Origin of the sequence: Parasedimentitalea psychrophila (assembly GCF_030285785.1) — a bacterium.
In the GTDB taxonomy this organism is placed as follows: Bacteria; Pseudomonadota; Alphaproteobacteria; order Rhodobacterales; family Rhodobacteraceae; genus Parasedimentitalea; species Parasedimentitalea psychrophila.
This window is the reverse complement of the sequence record NZ_CP127247.1, coordinates 360,554-380,315: the sequence shown is the minus strand read 5'-3', so window position 1 is coordinate 380,315 and position 19,762 is coordinate 360,554. Positions and strand designations below refer to the sequence as shown.

General features: G+C 56.8%; 23 protein-coding genes and 1 pseudogene. 21 read left to right on the top strand and 3 right to left on the bottom strand.

Going from position 1 to position 19,762, the window contains the following annotated elements; all coding sequences use genetic code 11:
• Positions 1–137: 137 nt before the first annotated feature.
• From QPJ95_RS01875 to QPJ95_RS01825, 11 genes are all read left to right on the top strand, one after another.
• Positions 138–926, top strand: a complete 789-nt coding sequence (locus QPJ95_RS01875; RefSeq protein WP_286018231.1) for a WD40/YVTN/BNR-like repeat-containing protein — start codon at positions 138–140, stop codon at positions 924–926.
• A gap of 11 nt (positions 927–937) precedes the next feature.
• Positions 938–1,417, top strand: a complete 480-nt coding sequence (locus tag QPJ95_RS01870) for a DUF411 domain-containing protein (RefSeq protein WP_270920234.1) — start codon at positions 938–940, stop codon at positions 1,415–1,417.
• A gap of 12 nt (positions 1,418–1,429) precedes the next feature.
• Complete coding sequence (locus QPJ95_RS01865; protein ID WP_270920235.1) at positions 1,430–1,564, top strand: hypothetical protein; 135 nt, start codon at positions 1,430–1,432, stop codon at positions 1,562–1,564.
• 32 nt (positions 1,565–1,596) lie between these two features.
• The gene (locus QPJ95_RS01860; protein ID WP_270920256.1) at positions 1,597–1,992 is read left to right on the top strand and encodes a c-type cytochrome; all 396 of its coding nucleotides are present in this window, start codon (positions 1,597–1,599) and stop codon (positions 1,990–1,992) included.
• Positions 1,989–2,573 carry a DsbE family thiol:disulfide interchange protein gene (locus QPJ95_RS01855; RefSeq protein ID WP_390923012.1) on the top strand — a complete coding sequence of 195 codons (585 nt, stop codon included), beginning with the start codon at positions 1,989–1,991 and terminating at the stop codon, positions 2,571–2,573. The genes QPJ95_RS01860 and QPJ95_RS01855 overlap by 4 nt, the downstream gene beginning before the upstream one ends.
• Positions 2,570–3,094, top strand: coding sequence for a TlpA family protein disulfide reductase (locus QPJ95_RS01850; RefSeq protein WP_270920236.1), 525 nt, complete (start codon positions 2,570–2,572; stop codon positions 3,092–3,094). Before QPJ95_RS01855 ends, QPJ95_RS01850 begins: the two co-directional genes overlap by 4 nt.
• Positions 3,095–3,407: 313 nt before the next feature.
• On the top strand, positions 3,408–3,686 hold the full coding sequence (locus QPJ95_RS01845) for a hypothetical protein (RefSeq protein ID WP_270920237.1): 279 nt from the start codon (positions 3,408–3,410) through the stop codon (positions 3,684–3,686).
• A 61-nt stretch (positions 3,687–3,747) separates the two neighbouring features.
• A complete protein-coding gene (locus QPJ95_RS01840) occupies positions 3,748–4,404 on the top strand; it encodes an SCO family protein (protein ID WP_270920238.1) in 657 nt (218 codons plus the stop codon).
• Positions 4,401–4,847, top strand: a complete 447-nt coding sequence (locus QPJ95_RS01835; RefSeq protein WP_270920239.1) for a copper chaperone PCu(A)C — start codon at positions 4,401–4,403, stop codon at positions 4,845–4,847. Before QPJ95_RS01840 ends, QPJ95_RS01835 begins: the two co-directional genes overlap by 4 nt.
• Positions 4,844–5,461: a hypothetical protein gene (locus QPJ95_RS01830; RefSeq protein WP_270920240.1), complete on the top strand. Its 618-nt coding sequence runs from the start codon at positions 4,844–4,846 to the stop codon at positions 5,459–5,461. The genes QPJ95_RS01835 and QPJ95_RS01830 overlap by 4 nt, the downstream gene beginning before the upstream one ends.
• 75 nt (positions 5,462–5,536) lie before the next feature.
• On the top strand, positions 5,537–6,268 hold the full coding sequence (locus QPJ95_RS01825; RefSeq protein ID WP_270920241.1) for a cytochrome c biogenesis CcdA family protein: 732 nt from the start codon (positions 5,537–5,539) through the stop codon (positions 6,266–6,268).
• 212 nt (positions 6,269–6,480) lie between these two features.
• Here the strand turns inward: QPJ95_RS01825 and QPJ95_RS01820 are convergent, their stop codons facing one another.
• Positions 6,481–7,836, bottom strand: coding sequence for an amidase (locus QPJ95_RS01820; protein ID WP_270920242.1), 1,356 nt, complete (start codon positions 7,834–7,836; stop codon positions 6,481–6,483).
• Positions 7,836–8,162 carry a TRAP transporter large permease subunit gene (locus QPJ95_RS01815; protein ID WP_270920243.1) on the bottom strand — a complete coding sequence of 109 codons (327 nt, stop codon included), beginning with the start codon at positions 8,160–8,162 and terminating at the stop codon, positions 7,836–7,838. Before QPJ95_RS01815 ends, QPJ95_RS01820 begins: the two co-directional genes overlap by 1 nt.
• A gap of 409 nt (positions 8,163–8,571) precedes the next feature.
• Here QPJ95_RS01815 and QPJ95_RS01810 point away from each other — a divergent pair.
• From QPJ95_RS01810 to QPJ95_RS01790, 5 genes and pseudogenes are all read left to right on the top strand, one after another.
• Positions 8,572–9,203, top strand: a pseudogene (locus tag QPJ95_RS01810) (transposase); the annotation flags it as partial.
• 176 nt (positions 9,204–9,379) lie between these two features.
• Complete coding sequence (locus tag QPJ95_RS01805; RefSeq protein WP_270920244.1) at positions 9,380–10,453, top strand: transporter substrate-binding domain-containing protein; 1,074 nt, start codon at positions 9,380–9,382, stop codon at positions 10,451–10,453.
• A gap of 87 nt (positions 10,454–10,540) precedes the next feature.
• Entirely contained in the window at positions 10,541–11,218 is a 678-nt protein-coding gene (locus QPJ95_RS01800) for an amino acid ABC transporter permease (RefSeq protein WP_270920245.1), read from the top strand.
• A gap of 17 nt (positions 11,219–11,235) precedes the next feature.
• Complete coding sequence (locus tag QPJ95_RS01795) at positions 11,236–11,892, top strand: amino acid ABC transporter permease (protein ID WP_270920246.1); 657 nt, start codon at positions 11,236–11,238, stop codon at positions 11,890–11,892.
• Between the two features lie 17 nt (positions 11,893–11,909).
• Positions 11,910–12,683, top strand: a complete 774-nt coding sequence (locus QPJ95_RS01790; RefSeq protein WP_270920247.1) for an amino acid ABC transporter ATP-binding protein — start codon at positions 11,910–11,912, stop codon at positions 12,681–12,683.
• 89 nt (positions 12,684–12,772) lie between these two features.
• Here the strand turns inward: QPJ95_RS01790 and QPJ95_RS01785 are convergent, their stop codons facing one another.
• On the bottom strand, positions 12,773–13,741 hold the full coding sequence (locus QPJ95_RS01785) for a LysR family transcriptional regulator (protein ID WP_270920248.1): 969 nt from the start codon (positions 13,739–13,741) through the stop codon (positions 12,773–12,775).
• Positions 13,742–13,905: 164 nt separating this feature from the next.
• Between QPJ95_RS01785 and QPJ95_RS01780 the strand changes: the two genes are divergently transcribed.
• The 5 genes from QPJ95_RS01780 to alr are packed head-to-tail and all read left to right on the top strand — an operon-like array spanning position 13,906 to position 19,595.
• A complete protein-coding gene (locus tag QPJ95_RS01780; protein ID WP_270920249.1) occupies positions 13,906–15,243 on the top strand; it encodes an aminotransferase family protein in 1,338 nt (445 codons plus the stop codon).
• A 3-nt stretch (positions 15,244–15,246) separates the two neighbouring features.
• A complete protein-coding gene (locus tag QPJ95_RS01775; RefSeq protein ID WP_270920250.1) occupies positions 15,247–16,173 on the top strand; it encodes a BKACE family enzyme in 927 nt (308 codons plus the stop codon).
• A gap of 42 nt (positions 16,174–16,215) precedes the next feature.
• Positions 16,216–17,241: a histone deacetylase family protein gene (locus QPJ95_RS01770; RefSeq protein WP_270920251.1), complete on the top strand. Its 1,026-nt coding sequence runs from the start codon at positions 16,216–16,218 to the stop codon at positions 17,239–17,241.
• A gap of 49 nt (positions 17,242–17,290) precedes the next feature.
• Positions 17,291–18,481, top strand: coding sequence for an amidohydrolase (locus QPJ95_RS01765; protein ID WP_270920252.1), 1,191 nt, complete (start codon positions 17,291–17,293; stop codon positions 18,479–18,481).
• Complete coding sequence (gene alr / locus QPJ95_RS01760) at positions 18,474–19,595, top strand: alanine racemase (protein ID WP_270920253.1); 1,122 nt, start codon at positions 18,474–18,476, stop codon at positions 19,593–19,595. Before QPJ95_RS01765 ends, alr begins: the two co-directional genes overlap by 8 nt.
• Positions 19,596–19,762 lie beyond the last annotated feature (167 nt).

The window sequence follows — 19,762 nt, the reverse complement described above, 5'->3', positions numbered from 1 at the left end:
CAATAGGGATATCCCGCCGCACGCTCTTTTCAGGGGGCGTCGCACTTCTGACGGCTATTGCGCAACCTTCCTGGGCGCAAATTCTCAACTCCATAACTCAAGAGCATATTGGGGGGATCACCTTCGACGGGGTGAATTTGGTTCGAGCCCAGGATGGCATCTGGCGCAGCGAAGATGGCGGTGCGAGCTGGCACAAGAGCGCAGAAACTGACCTTGGACAAGTAACGGATCTTGCCTCCCACCCAGATCAGCCGGGGCTGATCTATGCCTCTCATGCCACAGGCGGCGTCTTGCGGTCCGGCGATGGCGGCCGGACGTGGCGTTCGGCGGCGCAGGGTCTGCCGCAAGCGCCTGTTGATGCCATCACCATCGCCGCTCACGATCCAAACATGATCTATACCGCAGTGCGGGGAGACGGGCTCTGGCGCAGTCAGGATGCTGCACAGAGCTGGGAATTTGTCATGGACCGACCGTTTGTCGAGGCGGGCGAGCGCAATGTTCTGTCCCTTGCGTCAGTAAACGATCCAACCGGCATGGGCGGCATCTGGATTTACGCAGGCACCGAGATCGGGGTGATCCGTGTGCCGGATTGTTTCTGCCGCTGGCAGGGCGTGCAGTCCGGTGATGCCATGGATGCTCTGGTTGCGGGACGGGAGCCAACCGCCGAGGTCCCTCTGCCGAAAGGTGAGCCTGTGCAGAGCCTGGCGACGACGGCCCAAATGCCCCAGATGATCTTTGCCGGGTTGCCTTCAGCCATCTGGAAAACAAACGACGCAGGGGTGACCTGGGCCCATGTTAGCGATGCGGTTCAACCGCGCATTGCCATCAACCCTGCAGACCCAAACCATGTCGTCGCCATCACTAAGAGCGAGACACTGATAAGCCGCGACGGAGGCCAGAAGTGGTCTGCGACGCCCACCATCTGATGGAGATCACCATGAATAACTTTCTGAAAACCACCCTGTTTGTCACCGCTTCTGTCGCTGCTGTAGCAGGTGTTACGGCCTTTGCAAATTCCGACGAAACGAGCGCGGAGCAATCTCTGGGAAACGGCGAGGCCGTCACCATCTATAGGGATCCGGGCTGCGGATGCTGCGATGCCTATGCGGCGTATATGGTCGAAAACGGCTTTGACGTCACAATCGTCGATGATCCGAATTTTGACCAGCGTTCGGTCGATGCAGGCGTTCCAGAACGCGGTATCGGCTGCCATCTTGCCATGATTGACGGCTATCTGGTCAGCGGGCTGGTTCCTGCCGAAATCGTAAACCGGCTGTTGGAGGAACGCCCCGATATCCAAGGCATCACACTGCCCGGTATGCCCGGCAATGCACCAGGCATGGCGCGCATCAAGACCGGGACACTCAAGGTCTATGCCTTCGGCGATACCGGTATCAGCGTCTATTCCAACGAGTAAAGGAGCGGATTAATGTCTGACATGATGACGATGATGAGCGGGCCGATGATGTTGGCTATGGGGTTGCTCTGGCTGCTGGTCCTTACCTTTTTGATCTTGGGTATCGCCAGCTTTGTGAAATACCTGTTGCGGGAAAACCGATCGTGAGCGCCGCTTGGACAGCATTGCGGCTGGCCGCCATGCTGCTGCCGGCCGCAGCAAGCGGCGCTGCCGCCGATCAAGTGGACCAGGGCCAGCCACTATATGCGGAGAACTGCGCCTCGTGTCATGGGGTCAAGCTGGAAGGGCAACCGGATTGGCGCCGCCGGCTGGACAGCGGACGGATGCCTGCGCCACCCCATGACGCGAGTGGTCACAGCTGGCACCACTCGGATGCCGCTCTATTCCGCCTGACAAAACAGGGCGTCGCGGCAGTCGTGGGCAACGGGTATCAAAGCGACATGCCCGCTTTCGCAGAGGTGCTGAGCGATGACGAAATCCGCGCGATTCTTGATTATATAAAGGGCACTTGGCCTGCGAAGCAGAGGCAGGTTCAGGCCGAAATATCGCGCGACGCCAGCGCGCTGTCGCAATGATGGGGCGTGAAACCCAGTCGCCGGGTCGCAAATGGGGGCCAGGCATATTTGCCCTGCTGCCAATCAGTATTGCCGTCGGGCTTGGGGCGCTCTTCTTTTGGGGGTTGTCCCACGCCAGCAGTGATCTGCAATCTCCGCTGATCGGGCGCGCTGTTCCAGAGTTTTCTCTGGCTCCCATTGAGGGCATGGAAAACGGCCTTGCCACGGCTGATCTGATTGGCCGGGTTTCCCTGGTCAATGTCTGGGCCTCGTGGTGTGTGCCTTGCCGCGCGGAAAACCCGCTGATGGTGGAGCTTGCGCAATCGGGCCAAGTGCCAATCTACGGGATCAACTATAAGGATGAAGCAAAAGACGCTTTGGCGTTTCTAGAAGAACTGGGCGATCCCTTTACCCGGATTGGCGCAGACCGGTCCGGTCGGGTGTCAATCGACTGGGGGGTCTACGGCGTTCCCGAGACCTACATCATCGATGCCGAGGGCCGCATAGCCTACAAACATATTGGGCCATTTGATCGGCAAGTGCTGCGGGACACCATCCTGCCAATCGTTGCCGAACTTCAATCCAAGGAGGCGGCATCATGAACCGCCGCTTCCTGTTGGCCGCAGCTTTGGCATCGCTGGCAACACCGCTGGCGGCGCGGCCAGCGATGCCACTCCACGACGCGCCACGCCGCATTCCGTCGCCTCCGTTCAGCGATGGTGAGGGTCGAAAACTGACCCTTGATAATTTCCGGGGAAAGGTGGTTCTGCTCAACATCTGGGCGACCTGGTGTGTTCCATGTCGGGAAGAGATGCCGACATTGGACCGGTTGCAGGGGCAGCTTGGCGGCGACGATTTCCATGTTGTGGCCCTGTCCATCGACCGGGCTGGACTGCCGGCAATACGACAGTTCTACCAGGAAAACGGCATCCAGAACCTGACGATCTATCTGGCCGAGGATATTCGCGTCCAATTTGCCCTCGCTGTTCAGGGACTGCCGACAACGCTGCTGATTGGCCGGGATGGCGATGAGCTTGGCCGCCTGGTGGGTCCGGCAGAATGGGACAGCCGCAAAATGATCTCTCTTTTTGAAACGGTAATTGCAGAACAAAGGAGCCCATAAATGACGGTGGGATTTGGAAATTTCAGACACCTGAAGCGACTGACACTGCCCATTCGGTTTGGACGGAGAAGTGGGATTATTCTTGCTTTGGTCACTGTGTCTGTTGGGTCTGCCTTGAACTGGTCTTGGCTTACCGCCATTGGCGCGGCTCCGATCATCCTGTCTGTCGCCCCCTGCGCCATCATGTGTGCGCTGGGGCTTTGCATGAAAGGAAGCGGAAAATGCGCGGCAGGGAACGGCAATCAGTCGCCGCAAACGGACGTGAAACCCGTTGAACAGCAAAACTTAACCCAAGGCACGAAAGGATAATTCGATGCTGAACAAAACCACCAAACTGAGCGCCGCAATTCTGTTGACTGGCGTTCTGAGCACTTCATTTGCTTGGGCCGAAAACAATGACGGCAACGGTCAGAAAACCCCGATGCCGAACCAGGACAGCCCGATGATACACAACGATAGCCAAGGCATGATGGGCATGATGGGCATGATGCAGATGATGTCCCAAATGGAGCCTCTGATGGAACAGTGCACCGACATGATGCAGGCCATGACCGACCATCACGACATGCCAAGCGAAGAAAATAAGGGATAAATCCCTGCGCCGCCTCCATGCTTCGCTATGGGATGGGGGCGGCGATCAAAGGTTCAACACTATGAATAATATACCTAAAATAAACAGGCTGAAACCCCTTCGCCACCTGACTTGGGGCGCTTTGGTAATTGTTGTCGTTGCTTCGGCAGGACACTTGGCCTGGCGCACGCTTAACCCTTCCAATGACCCTGCCCGGGTAGTGGTGACCGGTGAGGCGCTGATCAAAAGCCAGTTCAGCTTGATTGACCACACCGGGCAACGGGTCAGTGAACTGGACTACCGGGACCGTTGGCAATTGGTTTTCTTCGGCTTCACCTATTGCCCAGATATTTGCCCTACCACGCTGTCTTATGTCGCCAACATTCTAGACCTGTTGGGGGGAAATGCGGAACATGTTGCCCCGCTGTTCATCACCGTTGATCCCGCGCGGGACACACAGGAAGTCATGGCCGAATATGTCAGCGTGTTTCATCCACAACTGATCGGCCTGACCGGATCAGAGGCCGAGGTCGCCAGCGCCGCTCAGTCCTTTCGGGTGTTTTTCGAAAAACGAACCGACGAGACCGTACCGGATGGCTATCTGATGGCACACTCCGGCTACATCTACCTGATGACGCCTGATGGCAAATACGAGGCCATATTCCTCGAAGGCCGCGAAACTCCCGAAACCGTTGCTGAGCAAATTCAACTGCGGATCGAAAAGGAATACAAATCTTGAAACCCCTTCTACTTGCCCTGAGCTTGGCATTGCTGCCGGGCATCGCCTTGGCCAATGATGCAATCCAAATTTCCGCCGCATGGGCCCGGGCCTCAATCTTGCCATCCCGCCCCGGGGCTGCATATCTGACACTGCAAAGTGAGCAGGGTGACAGGCTTCTGCAGGTTACTTCGCCGATGGCCAAAACCATAATGATCCATCAAGTTTTGGAAAGTGATGGCGTTAGCCGCATGATGCACCTGCCGGCGCTGGATCTACAGCCGGGGCAGGCGCTGGCCATGGCTCCTGGTCACCTGCATCTGATGATGATGGGGCTGACGGAAAAGCTTGTTGAGGGCACGGAATTCCCGCTGGTGCTACAGTTTGAGGACGCCGGTGACGTCTCCGTCAACGTATCGGTCCTTGGTATTGCCGCCCTTGGACCTGCCGAGGTGGTTCAATGAGGCACATGATCGTTTTGTTGATGCTGATGATTGCGCCTGCAGCATATGCAAACCATCCGGGCGAACAGCTCGGTTCCGTTACAGCGGCAAAGGAAGCCGCGTTTGAACCCACGGGCCTAAGCCAGATCCCACCCCTCGATTTACAAATTGAGGGAAGCCGGCCATTTGCCCTCACCGATCTTGCCGGGCGCGTTATTGTTCTGAGTGTACTCCCGCCGGATTGCGGCCTGCCTTGCAGCAATCAGCAAGCGATACTGACCTCTGTGCAGCAGAGCCTCAATGTCTCACCGATGCGCGATATGGTATCTTTCGTTACCCTTCAGCAGCCAGACGCGCGCCCAAATGCGCTTTGGGATGGGCTGAATTGGTTCGCAGCGGTGCCGAACGGGAACAAATCGGTGGCGGCATCTGCTACTCCTCTCGCTGAAATCAGCACCCGCGATCCCAAGATCCCTATGGTTCATATCTTTGACAAGGACGGCAGGCATTCGGGCATTTTCCACGGTGCCGAATTTTCTGAGATCAACATGGTGCTGTACATCAACGGCCTGACCAATGCGCACCCACATCCAGACATTGGGTTCTGGGGCAGGGTTTGGCAGGCGTTTCAATGATCCGTCCAACCCAACTGTTTCAGACATCCGCAGTGCAGACCGACAGTCAGAGATCCGACTTTTGGGAGCCGCTTCATGACTGATATTTCGACCGTCGGCCTTTTGGTGGCGTGGATCGCCGGAGCTATCTCCTTTTTGTCACCCTGCGTGCTGCCGCTGGTGCCCGGATATATCTCGTATATTGCCGGGCAAACCGGCTTTGAAACGCGCGATGAGGTGCCGCGTAGAGTTGTTCTGGGTCTCAGTGTCTGTTTTGTGCTGGGGTTCTCGACAATATTCATATTGCTCGGGGCAAGTGCGACAATGATCGGTCAATCATTGCTGCAGTGGCGGTACGAGCTGAACTTTGCAGGCGGCCTCATTGTCGTGTTGTTTGGTCTTTTCATGCTGGGCATGGCGCGCATTGCAGTCATGGAGCGCGATTTCCGCTTCCAGATTAACGTTCCGGGCGGCAAACCGCTTGCATCCTATGTTCTCGGCCTTGCCTTCGGCTTTGGCTGGACCCCCTGCATCGGGCCAATCCTTGGCGCGATCCTGACCGCAAGCGCGGCAAGTGCAACTGTTGGCGAAGGCGTTGTTTTGCTGGCAGTCTATTCCGCAGGCCTTGGCATCCCTTTCCTTGTCGTTGCAGCCTTCACCGATCGGTTGGCCGGTAGATTGCGTCGCGTGCGCGGCATTGGGCGGCGGTTGCATCAATTTGCCGGCGTTGTGATGATCCTGATGGGGATTGCCATGATGACGGGCCGATTGTCAGCAATGTCCTACTGGTTGCTGGATGCATTTCCAGTGTTGAGCCGGATTGGGTGACCTTTTGGAATTGGTTATGCTGCTGACCGGGTGAACGCGCGGGTCACGCAATCATGCCCAACACTTCACAACCCGTCTCTCAGAGATCAGGCCGCCCCAGACCCCCAGACCCCCGCAAACCCGGTAGAAATTCTCTGCGCCAGACCGACAATAAAGACGACCATCAGGCCGGTGCCAATACTGCCCATGATGATGTTGACAGTACGGGCATGTTAGGTCTCCGTTGTTTCGGCGCCAGCCGCCAGGACAGCCTGCATCCAGGCGGCAGTGCGCAATAACCGGTCGTCTTCTTCAGCGGCGCCAATCAGTTGCACGCCAACCGGCAGGCCGTTGTTGCCGACCAGAAGCGGCAGATTGAGCGACGGCAGGCCAGCCAGGGTCCAGAAGGTGCAAAACACCGGATCGCCGGTTGTATTGGCCGCCAGCAGCGGCGCCTCACCGGTCGCGCTGGGAGCCAGGATCGCATCGAAATCCATGAAGTGTTTGGCAAAAAAAGCCTCGCATGAGAGTTTCACTGCCAGCGCATCCTCGTATTGCGCAGAACTGATCTGTCTGGCGCGTTCGATTGCCACCTGCAAAGTCTGGCTGAGCTGATCCCAGTGGGCGCTAAAGACGTGGCCTTGGTGTAGATTGATCTCGTACTCGTGGATGGTTGCCTGCACCGCGACCAGATCCGCCATTTGCGGCGCGGCATCAAAGCGTTCTACGCGCCCGCCCAGGCCGCTGATAACCGCCTCCAGGCCTTCCCGCGCGTCATCGTCCAGGCGGCTGTTGAACGGCAGGTCAAACCAGGCAATGTCGGGTTCCACCGGCACCTCAGCCTGCGCCCCCTGCAGCATCTGTGGCCGGGGCCGGGCAAAACTGTTCGGATCAGATGGATCGTAGCTGCCAATCACATCGCATAGCAGCGCCACATCTTCTAGCGTTCGGGCAAATCCGCCAATATGATCCAGCGAAACCGAGGTTTGCAGCACGCCGCGTCGCGAAACCACCCCTCGGGTGGGTTTGAACCCATAGACACCGCAGAACGAGGCCGGCCGGATCATCGATCCGTTGGTTTGGGTGCCGATCGCCAGCGGCACCTGATGCGCGGCCACTGCGGCAGCTGATCCGCTAGAGGATCCTCCAGGGGAACGGGAGGGGTCATGTGGGTTGCTGGTGTCGGTGGGATGCACAAAGGCAAACTCGGTTGTCTTGGTTTTGCCCAGGATCACTGCACCTGCCTCGCGCAGACGCTCGACGATACAGGCGTCGGCGTTTGCGCGACGCCCGGAAAAGATCTCAGAGCCGCGTTGGGTGGGCATATCCACTGTATCAATGATATCCTTAAGGCCAACCGGGACGCCGTGCAATGGGCCAGTGGCGCGGCCGGCCTTGCGGATCAAATCCATCTCGCGCGCTTGCGCCAGCGCCGCACAGGGATCGACAAAAGCCCAAGCGCGGATCGCCTTGTCCGTTTCTTCGATACGCGCCAGACAGGCCTCGGTGAGCTCTTCGGATGAAAACTGGCCGGTGCAGATTCCGTCGACGGCTTGGTTGGCCGGAAGCAGGTAAAGATCTCGTTTCACTATGGTATCCACTTTCCAAACAGATAATCAGGCTGCCACAGTGTAATCCCCGGGAACTGGTACATCAAGAACATGCAGAAGATCACAGTTCCCAGATAGGGAATAATACCACGAAAAATCTCCATCAGTTCGATCTGCTTTTTCAACACCTCTTTCAGGTAATAGGCTGACATTGCCATAGGTGGGGTCAGGAATGAAACCTGCAGGTCCATCCCGACCACCCAGACTTCGATCACCCTGTGGCCGCCCAGATACGAGAAGATCGAGGCAAATGTCCAAGACCCGACAAATAGCCAGCACACCATTGCGGTGGCTTTGGCGGTCAAGAACACACTTTGCTTGACCTTGGTCCAGGTTGCCTGACGTCAGCACCTGTTGAACCGAATTGAGGATTTGAACAACGGAGGATTTCTGAGTCATCGTAACTGTTACGAACAACGAAGTTTGGCGGATCAGGAAAGGCGGCAGTGGGGCGTTTACCCGACGATTGTTCGCCTGAGGTAAAAGACCTGCGATCCGAGGCGATGGCACTGAGGGAATGCGTTGCGGACCTCACATTGGAAAACTGCCTGCTCAACAAAAAGCATGACAGGGCCTCTCGGTGGTGCCTGCACCCCCTGCCGGGAATAGATGGGGGATAGTGAGCCTTTTGGCCGCCATTGGTCCGACGGCAATGGGCGAACGAATGAGCTATCTGTCACCCGGCAGGATATTGCGTAGCAATGTTCGAGAGGGAGCAATGCATCGTTTTACAAGTGGCGAGCGAAGTTTGGCGGCATGGACGCGTCCATGATCAGCCAGATGAAGGCCATGGAAGATGAAAACCGACGTCTAAAGCGAATGTATGCGGACTTGAGCATGCATGCAGATCTATTGAAGGAAGCTCTTGGAAAAAAGTAGGTGGGCCATCCACTGCCCGACAGGCGAATGTCGGCATTCTCCGACAGGGTCATCGCCGGGATATGGCCGAGAATGCGGTGGCGCGCCGAGCCTTCGGTGTCAGCGAGACTTGTTATCGTTATAGTCCCCTGCTGAGCGACAAGAATGAGCAGATTTCCGATCTGCTGGTTGGGCTGACCGAGGCCCGAAAGACTTGGGGGTTTGGGTTATGTTTTTTGCATCAGCGGAACGTGAAGGGGCATCTCTGGAACCACAAAAGGGTTTACCGGATCTACTGCGAACTGGAGCTGAACTTGCGGATCAAACCTCGGAAACGGCTAAAGCGGGACAAAGCTGATGCGCTGGCCATGCCAGAAGCGCCGAACATGACGTGGTCGATGGATTTTATGGCGGATCGCCTCGGGGATGGTCGGGCGTTCCGGCTCTTGAATGTGCTGGACGATTTTAACCGCGAGGGTTTGGGCGTCGGCGGCATCACACCCGCCATGAAACTGAAAATGGCTGCGTAAGTTCTACGAATGAACCCCGTTAAAAATGGGGGGATTACCCGACTTTACTCACGCGCCAATTTCAAGCGCAACCGCGCAACCGCGCCGCCGCTCTCGCCGAGTGGGGCCAGCTTTTTGCGCAATAAGGGACAGCGTTGCTGGCCTTGCAGAGACTGGTTCGCATCCGTCTGACACTGGGGTATTCGGAGCTGGAGCCTGTATTGCTCGCCGGGCAAGTTTGCGACAAAACCGTTCCGGCCTGCGAGAAAAGGTACAAAAACGCAGTAGGCTCGCCCATAGATCATTTCTATATTTCACATTCTGGATATCTATTGGCGCAATGGCCTGGGCTGTGCAAGCTTCGGCACACAAATATCAAGGGCCAAGGCCGACGTGCCAAGGTGCTCAAAAAGAAAAGACCTAAACCGACAATGGAGATCACCATGACTACGCGTAGAACGCTTCTGAAAACCGTGCTAGCTGCGGGTATTGCGACTGCTGTCAGCCTGAGTGCCGCCAGTTTTGCTATGGCCGATGAAATGGCAAAAATCAAAGAATCCGGTGTGATCCGTATCGCGATGAGCGGCGCTTATCCTCCGTTCAATTTCGTGAGTGAATCCAACGAGGTTGTCGGCTTCGACCCGGCCATCGGCGCAGAGATTGCTAAACGTATGGGCGTCGAAGTAGAGATTGTCACCACAGCATGGGACGGCATCATCGGCGGCCTGCTTGCCAATAAATATGATGCTATCGTTGGCTCGATGTCGATTACCGAAGAGCGCAAGGAAGTGATCGATTTCGTTGGTCCATATTACACCACCAAACGCGCGATCTTCTCCAAGCCTGGGTTGGTGATCACTGATACATCGCAGCTTGAGGGCAAAGCCGTTGGCGTAACTTTGGGCGAAACCCATGAAGATTGGGCGCGCGGTCAGGGCTATAATGTGCGCACCTACAAGGGCCTGCCAGAGCTTCTGCTGGAGCTTGAGCATGGCCGGGTAGATGTCATCATCAACGACTCCATCGCGGCGATCCTGGCAATGAAAGAAACCGGTCAGGACTATGTCATGCTGATCGACGAAAGTGCTGGAGTCATTGAAGCTGGCATCGCGATCCGCAAGGGCAATCCTGAGCTGGCGACGTCGATGCAGGCAGCACTTGATGCGATGATGGCTGACGGCACCTATCTTGCGATTGCCAAGGAATGGGTTGGCGGCGATATCCGCTAATTCGCTGGATATCTGGCCCTGCCTGACCTATCAGGCAGGGCCGTTTTATGCGCTGTGTGACCCATCGCAATATGCAGGGCGCGGCAATTGACGTTACTGTTCAGGAGGCAGGCCACGGTGGACTATGAGCTGATGCAACGGGTCTTTCCCTACTTTCTGGAGGCGGCCTGGACTACTATTTTACTGTCGGTTCTAACTGCAATATTAGGGTTGGCATGCGCGATTGTCGGCGCCTCGGCGCGGTTCTCTCGTTTTGCGGTATTCCGCTTTTTGGGCGCCGCCTATGTCAGCGTGTTTCGTGGCACTCCGGCGCTTATCCAGCTGTTCATCCTCTATTTCGGCGGGCCGCAGATCGGCATTCAGCTGGACGCCTTTGAAGCCGGAGTGATTGGGCTGGGGCTCAATTCCGGAGCCTATATGACCGAAACCATTCGAGGTGCGATCATTGCAGTCGACAAGGGTCAGAAAGAGGCCGCTCGGACGCTTGGCATGAGCCGCTGGCAGGCGATGCGCAACGTGATCTTACCACAGGCTATGCGGCTAATGATCCGGCCACTTGGTGTAAATATCAACGCCTTGATCAAAGGTACTGCCCTGGTGGCGGCGATCTCTGTGGTGGAGCTAACCTACACCGCGCAACGCTATATCGGCTCGACCTACAAACCATTCGAGATGTTCCTGATCGCGGGCGTTCTTTACATGATCATCATTTACGTGGTGGGGCTGGGCATTGCCTGGGCCGACCGTAAAGCGCGCATCATTTAATCGAGGAAGGAAAACTCATGGGTCTCGATTTTAGCGTCATTCCAAAATATCTTGATATCGTACTGATCGGCGCGCTTTGGACGATTGCAATTACGGTCGGTGCCGCTGTTGTCAGCTTTTTCGGTGGCATCCTGCTGGCTGTCATCGCTCTTTATGCGCCCGCAGTTCTGCGCTGGCCGTTCCGAGTGTTTTCGTTCCTGTTCATGGGAACACCGCTGTTGCTGCAACTCTTTCTGATCTATTTCGGCCTTGTGCAAATCGGCATCGATGTGCCCGCTTTTGTCGCTGGTGTTGTCGGGCTTGGGTTGCATTTTGCAGTCTATAATTCGGAACTGTTCCAGGCCAGCATTCTGGCTGTTGACAAGGGCCAGATCGAGGCCGCGCGCACACTCGGGTTGAGCCGGATGCAGGCGCTTCGTAAAGTGGTGGTGCCACAGGCCGTACGCGATGTGATCCCGCCAATTGGCAACAATATGATTGCCCTGCTCAAGGATTCGGCTCTGGTGTCGGTGATTGGCGTTTCCGAACTGACCCTGTCGGCGCAGCGCGCCATTGGCAGCACTTACCGGCCGTTTGAGTTCTATGTGCTCGTGGCTGTCGTCTATTATATCATCAACCTCGTTATGGAAGCTGTATTGCGCCACGTTGAGCGCCGCATTCAGGTTTCACGATGAACGGGGAGGAGAGCAAAATGACCAACCAAAAACCGTTCATCGACATCCGCCATGCGCAGAAAAGCTTTGGGTCGCTGAAAGTATTGCGAGACATCAGCTTGCGAGTTCAGCGTGGCCAGATCGTGGCGATTATCGGCCCTTCAGGCTCGGGCAAGAGCACGCTTTTGCGCGCGATCAATGATCTTGATCCGCTGACGGGTGGCGAGGTCTGGCTGGAAGACAAGCAGATCAATAAGAGCCTGCCGCATCGCCAGTATGAGCAGCACATCAATAAAGTGCGGCAAGAAATCGGTATGGTGTTCCAGCACTTTAACCTGTTCCCGCATCTGAAGGTGCGTGAAAATGTGACTATGGCGCCCAAGATGCTCAAAGGCTTGTCTGATGCTGAGGCCAATGCTCTGGCAGAAGAGCAGCTGACCAAAGTGGGCATGATTGAGCGAATTGATTATTACCCATCGCAGCTGTCAGGCGGACAAAAACAACGGGTTGCGATTGCACGGGCACTGGCGATGAAGCCCAAGGTGATGCTGTTTGACGAGGCGACTTCGGCGCTTGACCCTGAATTGGTCGAAGAGGTGAACCTTGTCATGAAGAAGCTTGCAGAAGAGCACATGACAATGATCATCGTGACCCATGAAATGGGGTTCGCCGAGAGTGTCTGTGATCGGGTCTTGTTTATGGATCAGGGCGTTGTGGTGGAGGAAGGCCCGCCAGAGGTGATCTTCCGTAACCCGAAAAATGACCGCACGCGGAACTTCTTGCGAAAGCATCTTGCAGGCCAAAAGGGCTAAGGCTCCGTGCCAGTGCGGATGCCAGTGCGGTTGGCGGTGCATCGCCAAACGGCCCGCTGTTGCGACCCCCTCTCATGGAGGCGCGCAGCTCACCGGTAGCTGCGCTCTTCTATTGGGGTGGTTTCAATCGCTTGCAGCAATCCATCGAGCAAAATCTGTTCCGCGCGGCTCTTCGCTGCGTGGCTGCTCCAGACCAGATAAACGTCAATCGGGGGCAGGTCATCAAAGGGTGGCACCTGCCAAAGTTGCCCGTCCCGGACGTCGCGGGCAGCGACATGAACAGGCAGCGGGCCAACACCCAATCCCGAGACGATCATCCGTCGCACTTCTTCAAGATGGCTCGATACGCCAGTGATCTTTTGTCCCAGAGCGGCCTGTGCGCGCATCACAGTGACGGGTTTCAGAACATCTTGCAGCCGGTCGGTTTCAAAACTCACCGAGGAATGGCCCTCGAGATCGGAAATCGTCAGGTTGTCGCGTCCGAAAAGTGGGTGAGGCGGGCCACAGAACAGCCCGAAATACTCCCGAAACATGCGCCGATACTCAAGCCCTGGGCTGTGATCACCCACCAGGCAGATCGCAAATGAAGCGCGTTTGGCAGCGACCTCGGCAATCGCCTTTGAGCTGGAGAGCACGTCAATAGTCAGGGTCGATTTCGGGTGCGCGGAGTGAAAGCTGGTCAGCGTCTGATCAATTAGCGGGCTGACCACATGGCTTGCCATCGCTATGCGCACATGGCCACGCACGTCATCGGTCATCTCACGCATCAGGGTTGAAAGGCGCAACACCGAGCCGTTGATCTCAACCGCTTCGCGGTACAACAGCCGCCCGGCTTCGGTAAGCGCGTAATGGCCCGGAGAGCGATTGATCAGCTTGCGTCCAATTCGGTCTTCAAGCCGTTTGAGCGCCGTTGAAACTGTCGGCTGTTTGAGCCGTAACTGGTTTGCGGCATCGGTGATCGAATAACTTTCAGCCAGAACCACGAAGGTGCGCAAAAGGTTCCAGTCGAGCTCGCGTGCGGTACGCTCTGCCTCGCATTGGGGGCCAGTCTCTTTCATAGGTACTCGCTATATCTGGAATTTAGATTATCTATTTGAACTATACTAGCGTCTCTCGCATGGTTCCGGCAAGACCACACTCAGACCCCAAGCACGCTGACAGCGATGTTAAGCAGTGCGGGCTGACAAGGCAAAATAGCGGTCGGAAAACTGGGAAGCAGACAATGAGCAATCTTTTCTATCAAGCGCATGGGCGCAAACCTGTTTTGGACCAGGCGCGTGGCGTTTATATGTGGGACCAGGATGGCAAGCGTTATCTGGACGGGTCCTCGGGCGCGATGGTGTGCAATGTCGGCCATTCCAACGAGACTGTGCTCACGGCGATGCGTCGCCAGATGGAAAAATCTACTTTCGGCTATCGATTGCATTTTGAAACCGAAGCCTCCGAGCAATTGGCGACCAAACTGGCTGGTTTGATGCCTGAGGGGCTGAACAAAGTGTTCTTTGTGTCCGGCGGCTCTGAAGCGGTGGAAAGTGGGCTGAAACTGGCGCGGCAATATGCGGTGGCCACGGGGCAGGATACGCGCTGGAAGGTCATCTCGCGCAGGCCGAGCTATCATGGCTGCAGTTTGGGCGCACTGGCTGTAACGGGATACTCACCGCTGACCGCGCCATTTACTCCGATGATGCAAGAGATGCCCAAGATCCCGGCGCCGCGCGCCTATCTGGACGGGCTGGATGCCGATGACACGGCCACCGGTCTTTACTATGCCGACATGCTCGAAGCCAAGATTTTGGTTGAAGGGCCCGAGAGCGTGCTGGCCTTTATCGTTGAGCCGGTGGGGGGGGCATCGACGGGTGCACTGGTGCCGCCGCGCGGATATATGGAGCGGATCCGCGAAATTTGCACCCGCCACGGCATCCTGCTTATCATGGATGAAGTGATGACGGGAGCGGGCCGTACGGGCAAGTTCTTAGGCTCAGATCATTGGCAGGCGCGGCCTGACATTGTGGTGATGTCCAAGGGGCTGGGCGCGGGTTATGTGCCGCTGGGTGCGATGATCGCCGACGAACGGCTGGTCACGCCGATTTTGGACCAGGGTGGCTTTGCGCATGGTTTCACCTATGCCGGTAATCCGCTGGCCTGTGCCGCCGGTCTTGCCGTGCTCAATGAGATTGAAATGCAGGACCTTTGCGCCAATGCCGCTGTGATGGGCAACGGGCTTTTGGCGCGGCTCAACGGCTTGATGCAGAAATACGAATTGATCGGCGATGTGCGCGGCAAGGGCTTGTTGACGGCCTTTGAATTCATGGGCGACCGCGACAGCAAAGCGCCGCTTCCGGCCAGTCTGAATGCGCATCAGCGCTTTGTTGATCTGGCTTATGCGCGCGGGTTGATCGTTTACTCGCGACGCACGCGCGATGGCACCCATGGTGACCACATATTGGTCTGCCCGCCGCTGATCGTGAATGCTGGGCACATCGATGAGATCATCGAGGGTCTTGATGCCAGCCTGGCGCAGTTCAGCCAAGAAATTCATGCCGATTTGAAAGCAGCCTAACCGATGACAAAAATCCTGATCACTTGCGCTATTACCGGCTCGATTCACACGCCATCAATGTCGCCCTATTTGCCGATCACGCCCGACGAGATCACCGAGCATGCCCTGGGTGCAGCCGAGGCGGGTGCGGCGATTTTGCACCTTCATGCGCGCAACCCAAAAACGGGTCAGCCATCGGCGCTCAAAGAAGATTTTATGGCGTTTTTGCCGCGTATAAAGCAGGCATCTGATGCGGTGCTGAATATCTCGACCGGTGGCAGCGCGCTGATGACGCTGGATGACCGTCTCGCCGCTCCCAAGTTGGCAGAACCGGAGATGTGCAGCCTGAATATGGGCTCGCTCAATTTTGCGCTTTATCCGGCGGTGCAAAAGGTCAGCGAGTGGAAATTTGACTGGGAAAAGCCGTTTCTGGAAAACAGTGATGATCTGGTTTTCAAAAATACTCCCCGCGATATGGCCCGTATCCTGACCGAAATGGGCGTCGATCGGGGGGCTCGGTTTGAGTTTGAATGTTATGATATCGGCCATCTCTATATGCTCAAGCATTTCGTGGATCGTGGGCTGGTGCAAAAGCCTCTGTTCATCCAATTCGTCTTTGGTGTGTTGGGCGGTATGGGGGCTGACCCGGAGAACCTGATGCATATGAAGGTGATCGCCGACAAGCTGTTTGGCGATGATTATATGTTTTCGGTTCTGGCTGCCGGGCGTCACCAGATGCCGTTTATTACCATGGCGGCGGCGATGGGCGGGCATGTGCGGGTTGGCCTGGAAGACAGTTTGATGATTTCGCGCGGCACCTTGGCCAAAACCAATGCCGAGCAAGTCGTCAAGATCCGGCGGATCGTTGAAGATCTGGGCCGCGAGGTCGCCACCCCAACCGAAGCCCGCGCGATGCTGGGCCTAAAAGGTGCCGATCGCACCGCGATTTAAGCGCAACCAAGATGCAGGACAGGCAAAATGCAGGACAGGCAAATGAGAGCGATACTAGACGAGCGCCAATGGCAGCATGACCCCAAGCATTTCATGGCCAATGGCAAGATACTTCCAAACCCCGAACAGCCCAAACGCATTGAGGTGTTGCGCGCCGGTGCCGAGGCTGCGGGCTGCATTTTTGAAGCCCCCAAGGATGCAGGGCTTGGCCCGATTGCAGCGGTGCATACGGCTGAATATTTAACCTTCCTCAAAAACATCTACCGTCGTTGGCAATATATTGAGGGCGCCAGTGATGAGGTGATCCCAAATATTCACCCTGCACGCCGCAGCGATGGCTACCCGAAATCGGCGACCGGCCAATCCGGCTATCATCAGGCTGACACGGCTTGCCCGATTGCAAAAGGCACCTGGGAGGCGGCCTATTGGTCAGCGCAATCAGCAATCACCGGGGCGGATATTATCGTCGACGGTGCCCAATCCGCATATGTGCTGTCGCGCCCGCCAGGGCACCATGCTTTTGGTGATTTGGCCGGTGGCTTTTGCTTTCTCAATAATTCGGGCATCGCCGCTGAGCGGTTGCGCGCCGCAGGTTTGCGCCCGGCAATCGTCGATGTCGATGTGCATCACGGCAACGGTACGCAGGGCATGTTCTATGACCGCGACGACGTGCTGACCCTCTCCATTCATGCCGATCCTGACCGATTCTATCCGTTCTTTTGGGGCTATGCCCAAGAACGCGGCGAAGGGCGCGGGCTGGGTTACAATCTCAACCTGCCACTGGCGCGCGGCACTGAGGATGATGGTTTCATGAAAGCACTGGCCACCGCGCTGGAACGGGTGTCGCTGTTTGGTGCCGATGTCCTGGTGGTTGCCTTGGGGTTGGATGCGTCGATTGATGATCCGTTTCAGGGGCTTGCCGTCACCCAAGATGGGTTTGCCCGGATCGGGGCTGCGGTGGCTGACTTAGGGATCCCGGTGCTGTTCGTGCAAGAGGGCGGCTATCTCTCTGACAGCCTCGGCGCCAATCTGACGCGCTGCCTGACGGGGTATCAAACCGCGCGTTGAAGCTATGGCCGCTTGGCCCCAATGTGAAAGAATGCCTATGACACGTCCCTTGACTGATCGTCAGATTGCAGAACTGGGCGAGCTGCGCCGCGCCTTGCATCAAACTCCCGAAGTTTCGGGCGAAGAAAAACAGACCGCTGCGCGCATCGCTATGGAGCTGGAGCGCGCAGGCGCGGACCGGATTTGGACGCGGCTTGGCGGGCATGGCGTTGCGGCTGAATTCATCGGCAAGCAAGACGGCCCGACGGTCATGATACGCTGTGAGCTTGATGGCCTGCCGATCCACGAAATTTCCGAGGTGCCGCATCGCTCAACGATTGCAGGTAAGGGGCACCTTTGCGGGCATGACGGCCATATGGTGATGGTGCTTGGTGTGGGGTTGGCCTTGGCCAAACGCCCAGAATACGGGCGCGTTGTAGTACTGTTTCAGCCTGCCGAAGAGACCGGAGCAGGCGCACAAGCTGTGATCAACGATCCGCGCTGGCCCGAGATTCGTCCCGATTTTGCCTTTGCCTATCACAACATTCCGGGCCGCCCATTGGGTGAGATTGGCCTGTGCGAAGGCCCGAGCAATTGCGCCTCACGGGGGATGAAGATCACATTTACGGGCAAAACCTCGCATGCCGCCGCCCCCGAAGATGGAGACTCGCCCGCTCAGGTGATGGCGGGCTTGATGCAGACTTTGCCTCTGCTCGGCAATGGCGGCACTATGGATGATGATTTTGCCCTGGCCACGTTGACCCATTCTCGCTTGGGCAAGGCGAGTTTTGGCATTGCACCGGGAGATGGCGAGCTGTGGGTTACACTGCGCAGCCAGACAGACGGGCGAATGGACCGGATGGTCGCCGAGGCAGAAACTCTGGTGAGCACAGCGCTTGGGCAAGAGAGTGCTCTATTGGCTGCGGTCAGCTGGCATGACGTGTTTTTGGCAAATGTGAATGAGGCAAACGCCGCCGCCATTGCCGCGCGTTCAGCCCAAAATCTTGATCTGACCAAACACCTTATGACAGCGCCGATGCGTTGGTCGGAAGATTTTAGCCGTTTTGGACTTGATGGTGCGAAATCGGCAATGTTGTTCATTGGCTCTGGCGAGGATCAACCGCAGTTGCACAATCCCAATTTTGACTTTCCTGACGCACTTATTCCGGTTGGAATTTCGCTGTTTGTTGAGATCATTGAACAGATCTTGTCAAACCCCGCGTTACCGGCGCAAACCGGTCGGCCCGCAGCGGATGGCTGATCAATTGCTGGAAAGCTCATGGTGTGAAATCTCGCTGCCAAAAATTGCGCAAAACCTGACCAATGCACTGGCGCGACTGCCACAAGGCACCCGGTTTTGCGCCGTGGTCAAGGCGAATGCCTATGGGCATGGTATTGAAAACGTGGTGCCCTTGTTGATCGAACAGGGTGTCAGCTATATCGGGATTTCATCAAACTCCGAGGCGCGGGCGGCACGTGATGCGGGGTTTGCAGGCTCGATATTGCGCCTGCGCACAGCCACTCCGCAAGAAGTTAAACACGCTGTGCAAGACCGTGTTGAAGAGCTGGTTGGAACCGTCGACGGCGTGAGGTCTCTGATCGAGACACTGGGGCAGGGGGCGTTGCCCCGGCTGCATATTTCTCTGAATGCGGGTGGCATGTCACGCGACGGGCTCGAGCTTTCAACCGCTGGCGGGCGCGAGGCTTGCAAAAAAATTCTGGATTTGGCCGGTGAGCGTGTCATTGGGCTGTGTACGCATTTCCCATCAAACGAACCCAAAGAGCTGGCTGACAGCATTGCCCGGTTTCAAGATGATCTTTCCTGGATCTTCGCCAACAGTTGTCTGCGCCGTGAAGATGTGCTGGTGCATGGTGGCAGCACGCTGACACTGGCCTCTGGGCAAGATCCCCAAACTGATATGATGCGCTGTGGTGCCATCCTATATGGCATTGCCGGTTCGCGGCCAGACTTCCAATCTACTCTCACGCTGAAATCGCGGGTGATCAGCGTGGGTGTCTATCCGAAAGGCAGCACGATCGGCTATGACCGGACCAGTTGTTTGCGCCATGACAGGGTGCTGGCCAGTATCGCGCTTGGCTATGCCAACGGCTATTGTCGCCAGCTTTCGGGGCGCTGTGCAGTGCTGATTCGGGGAAGGTGCTTGCCGGTGCTGGGCAAGATCTCGATGAATACGATCGTGGCGGATGTCACCGATCTGCCCGGTGTGGTGATCGGCGATGAGGTCGTTGCGTTTGGCCGCCAGGGCGGTCAAGCGATCAGCACCCAGGCGATTGAGCAGCTCACTGGAAGGATCATCGCCGATCTGTTCACCGATTGGGGGCAGCGCAACCCGCGTGTGATCTGCCAACGGTAATGGGGCTCGAACTCGGGACGGCTAAGTTTGGTCATTTTGCTGAGAATGCCGACACCAATCCTGACTTCTGTCTTCTGGTTTTCGAAACGGCTCTGTCGTTGATTTTAGGCAGATGGGCTTGCCGACTAACTTGTGAAACCAGCGTGATAGCTGGCGGCCCTGAGCAG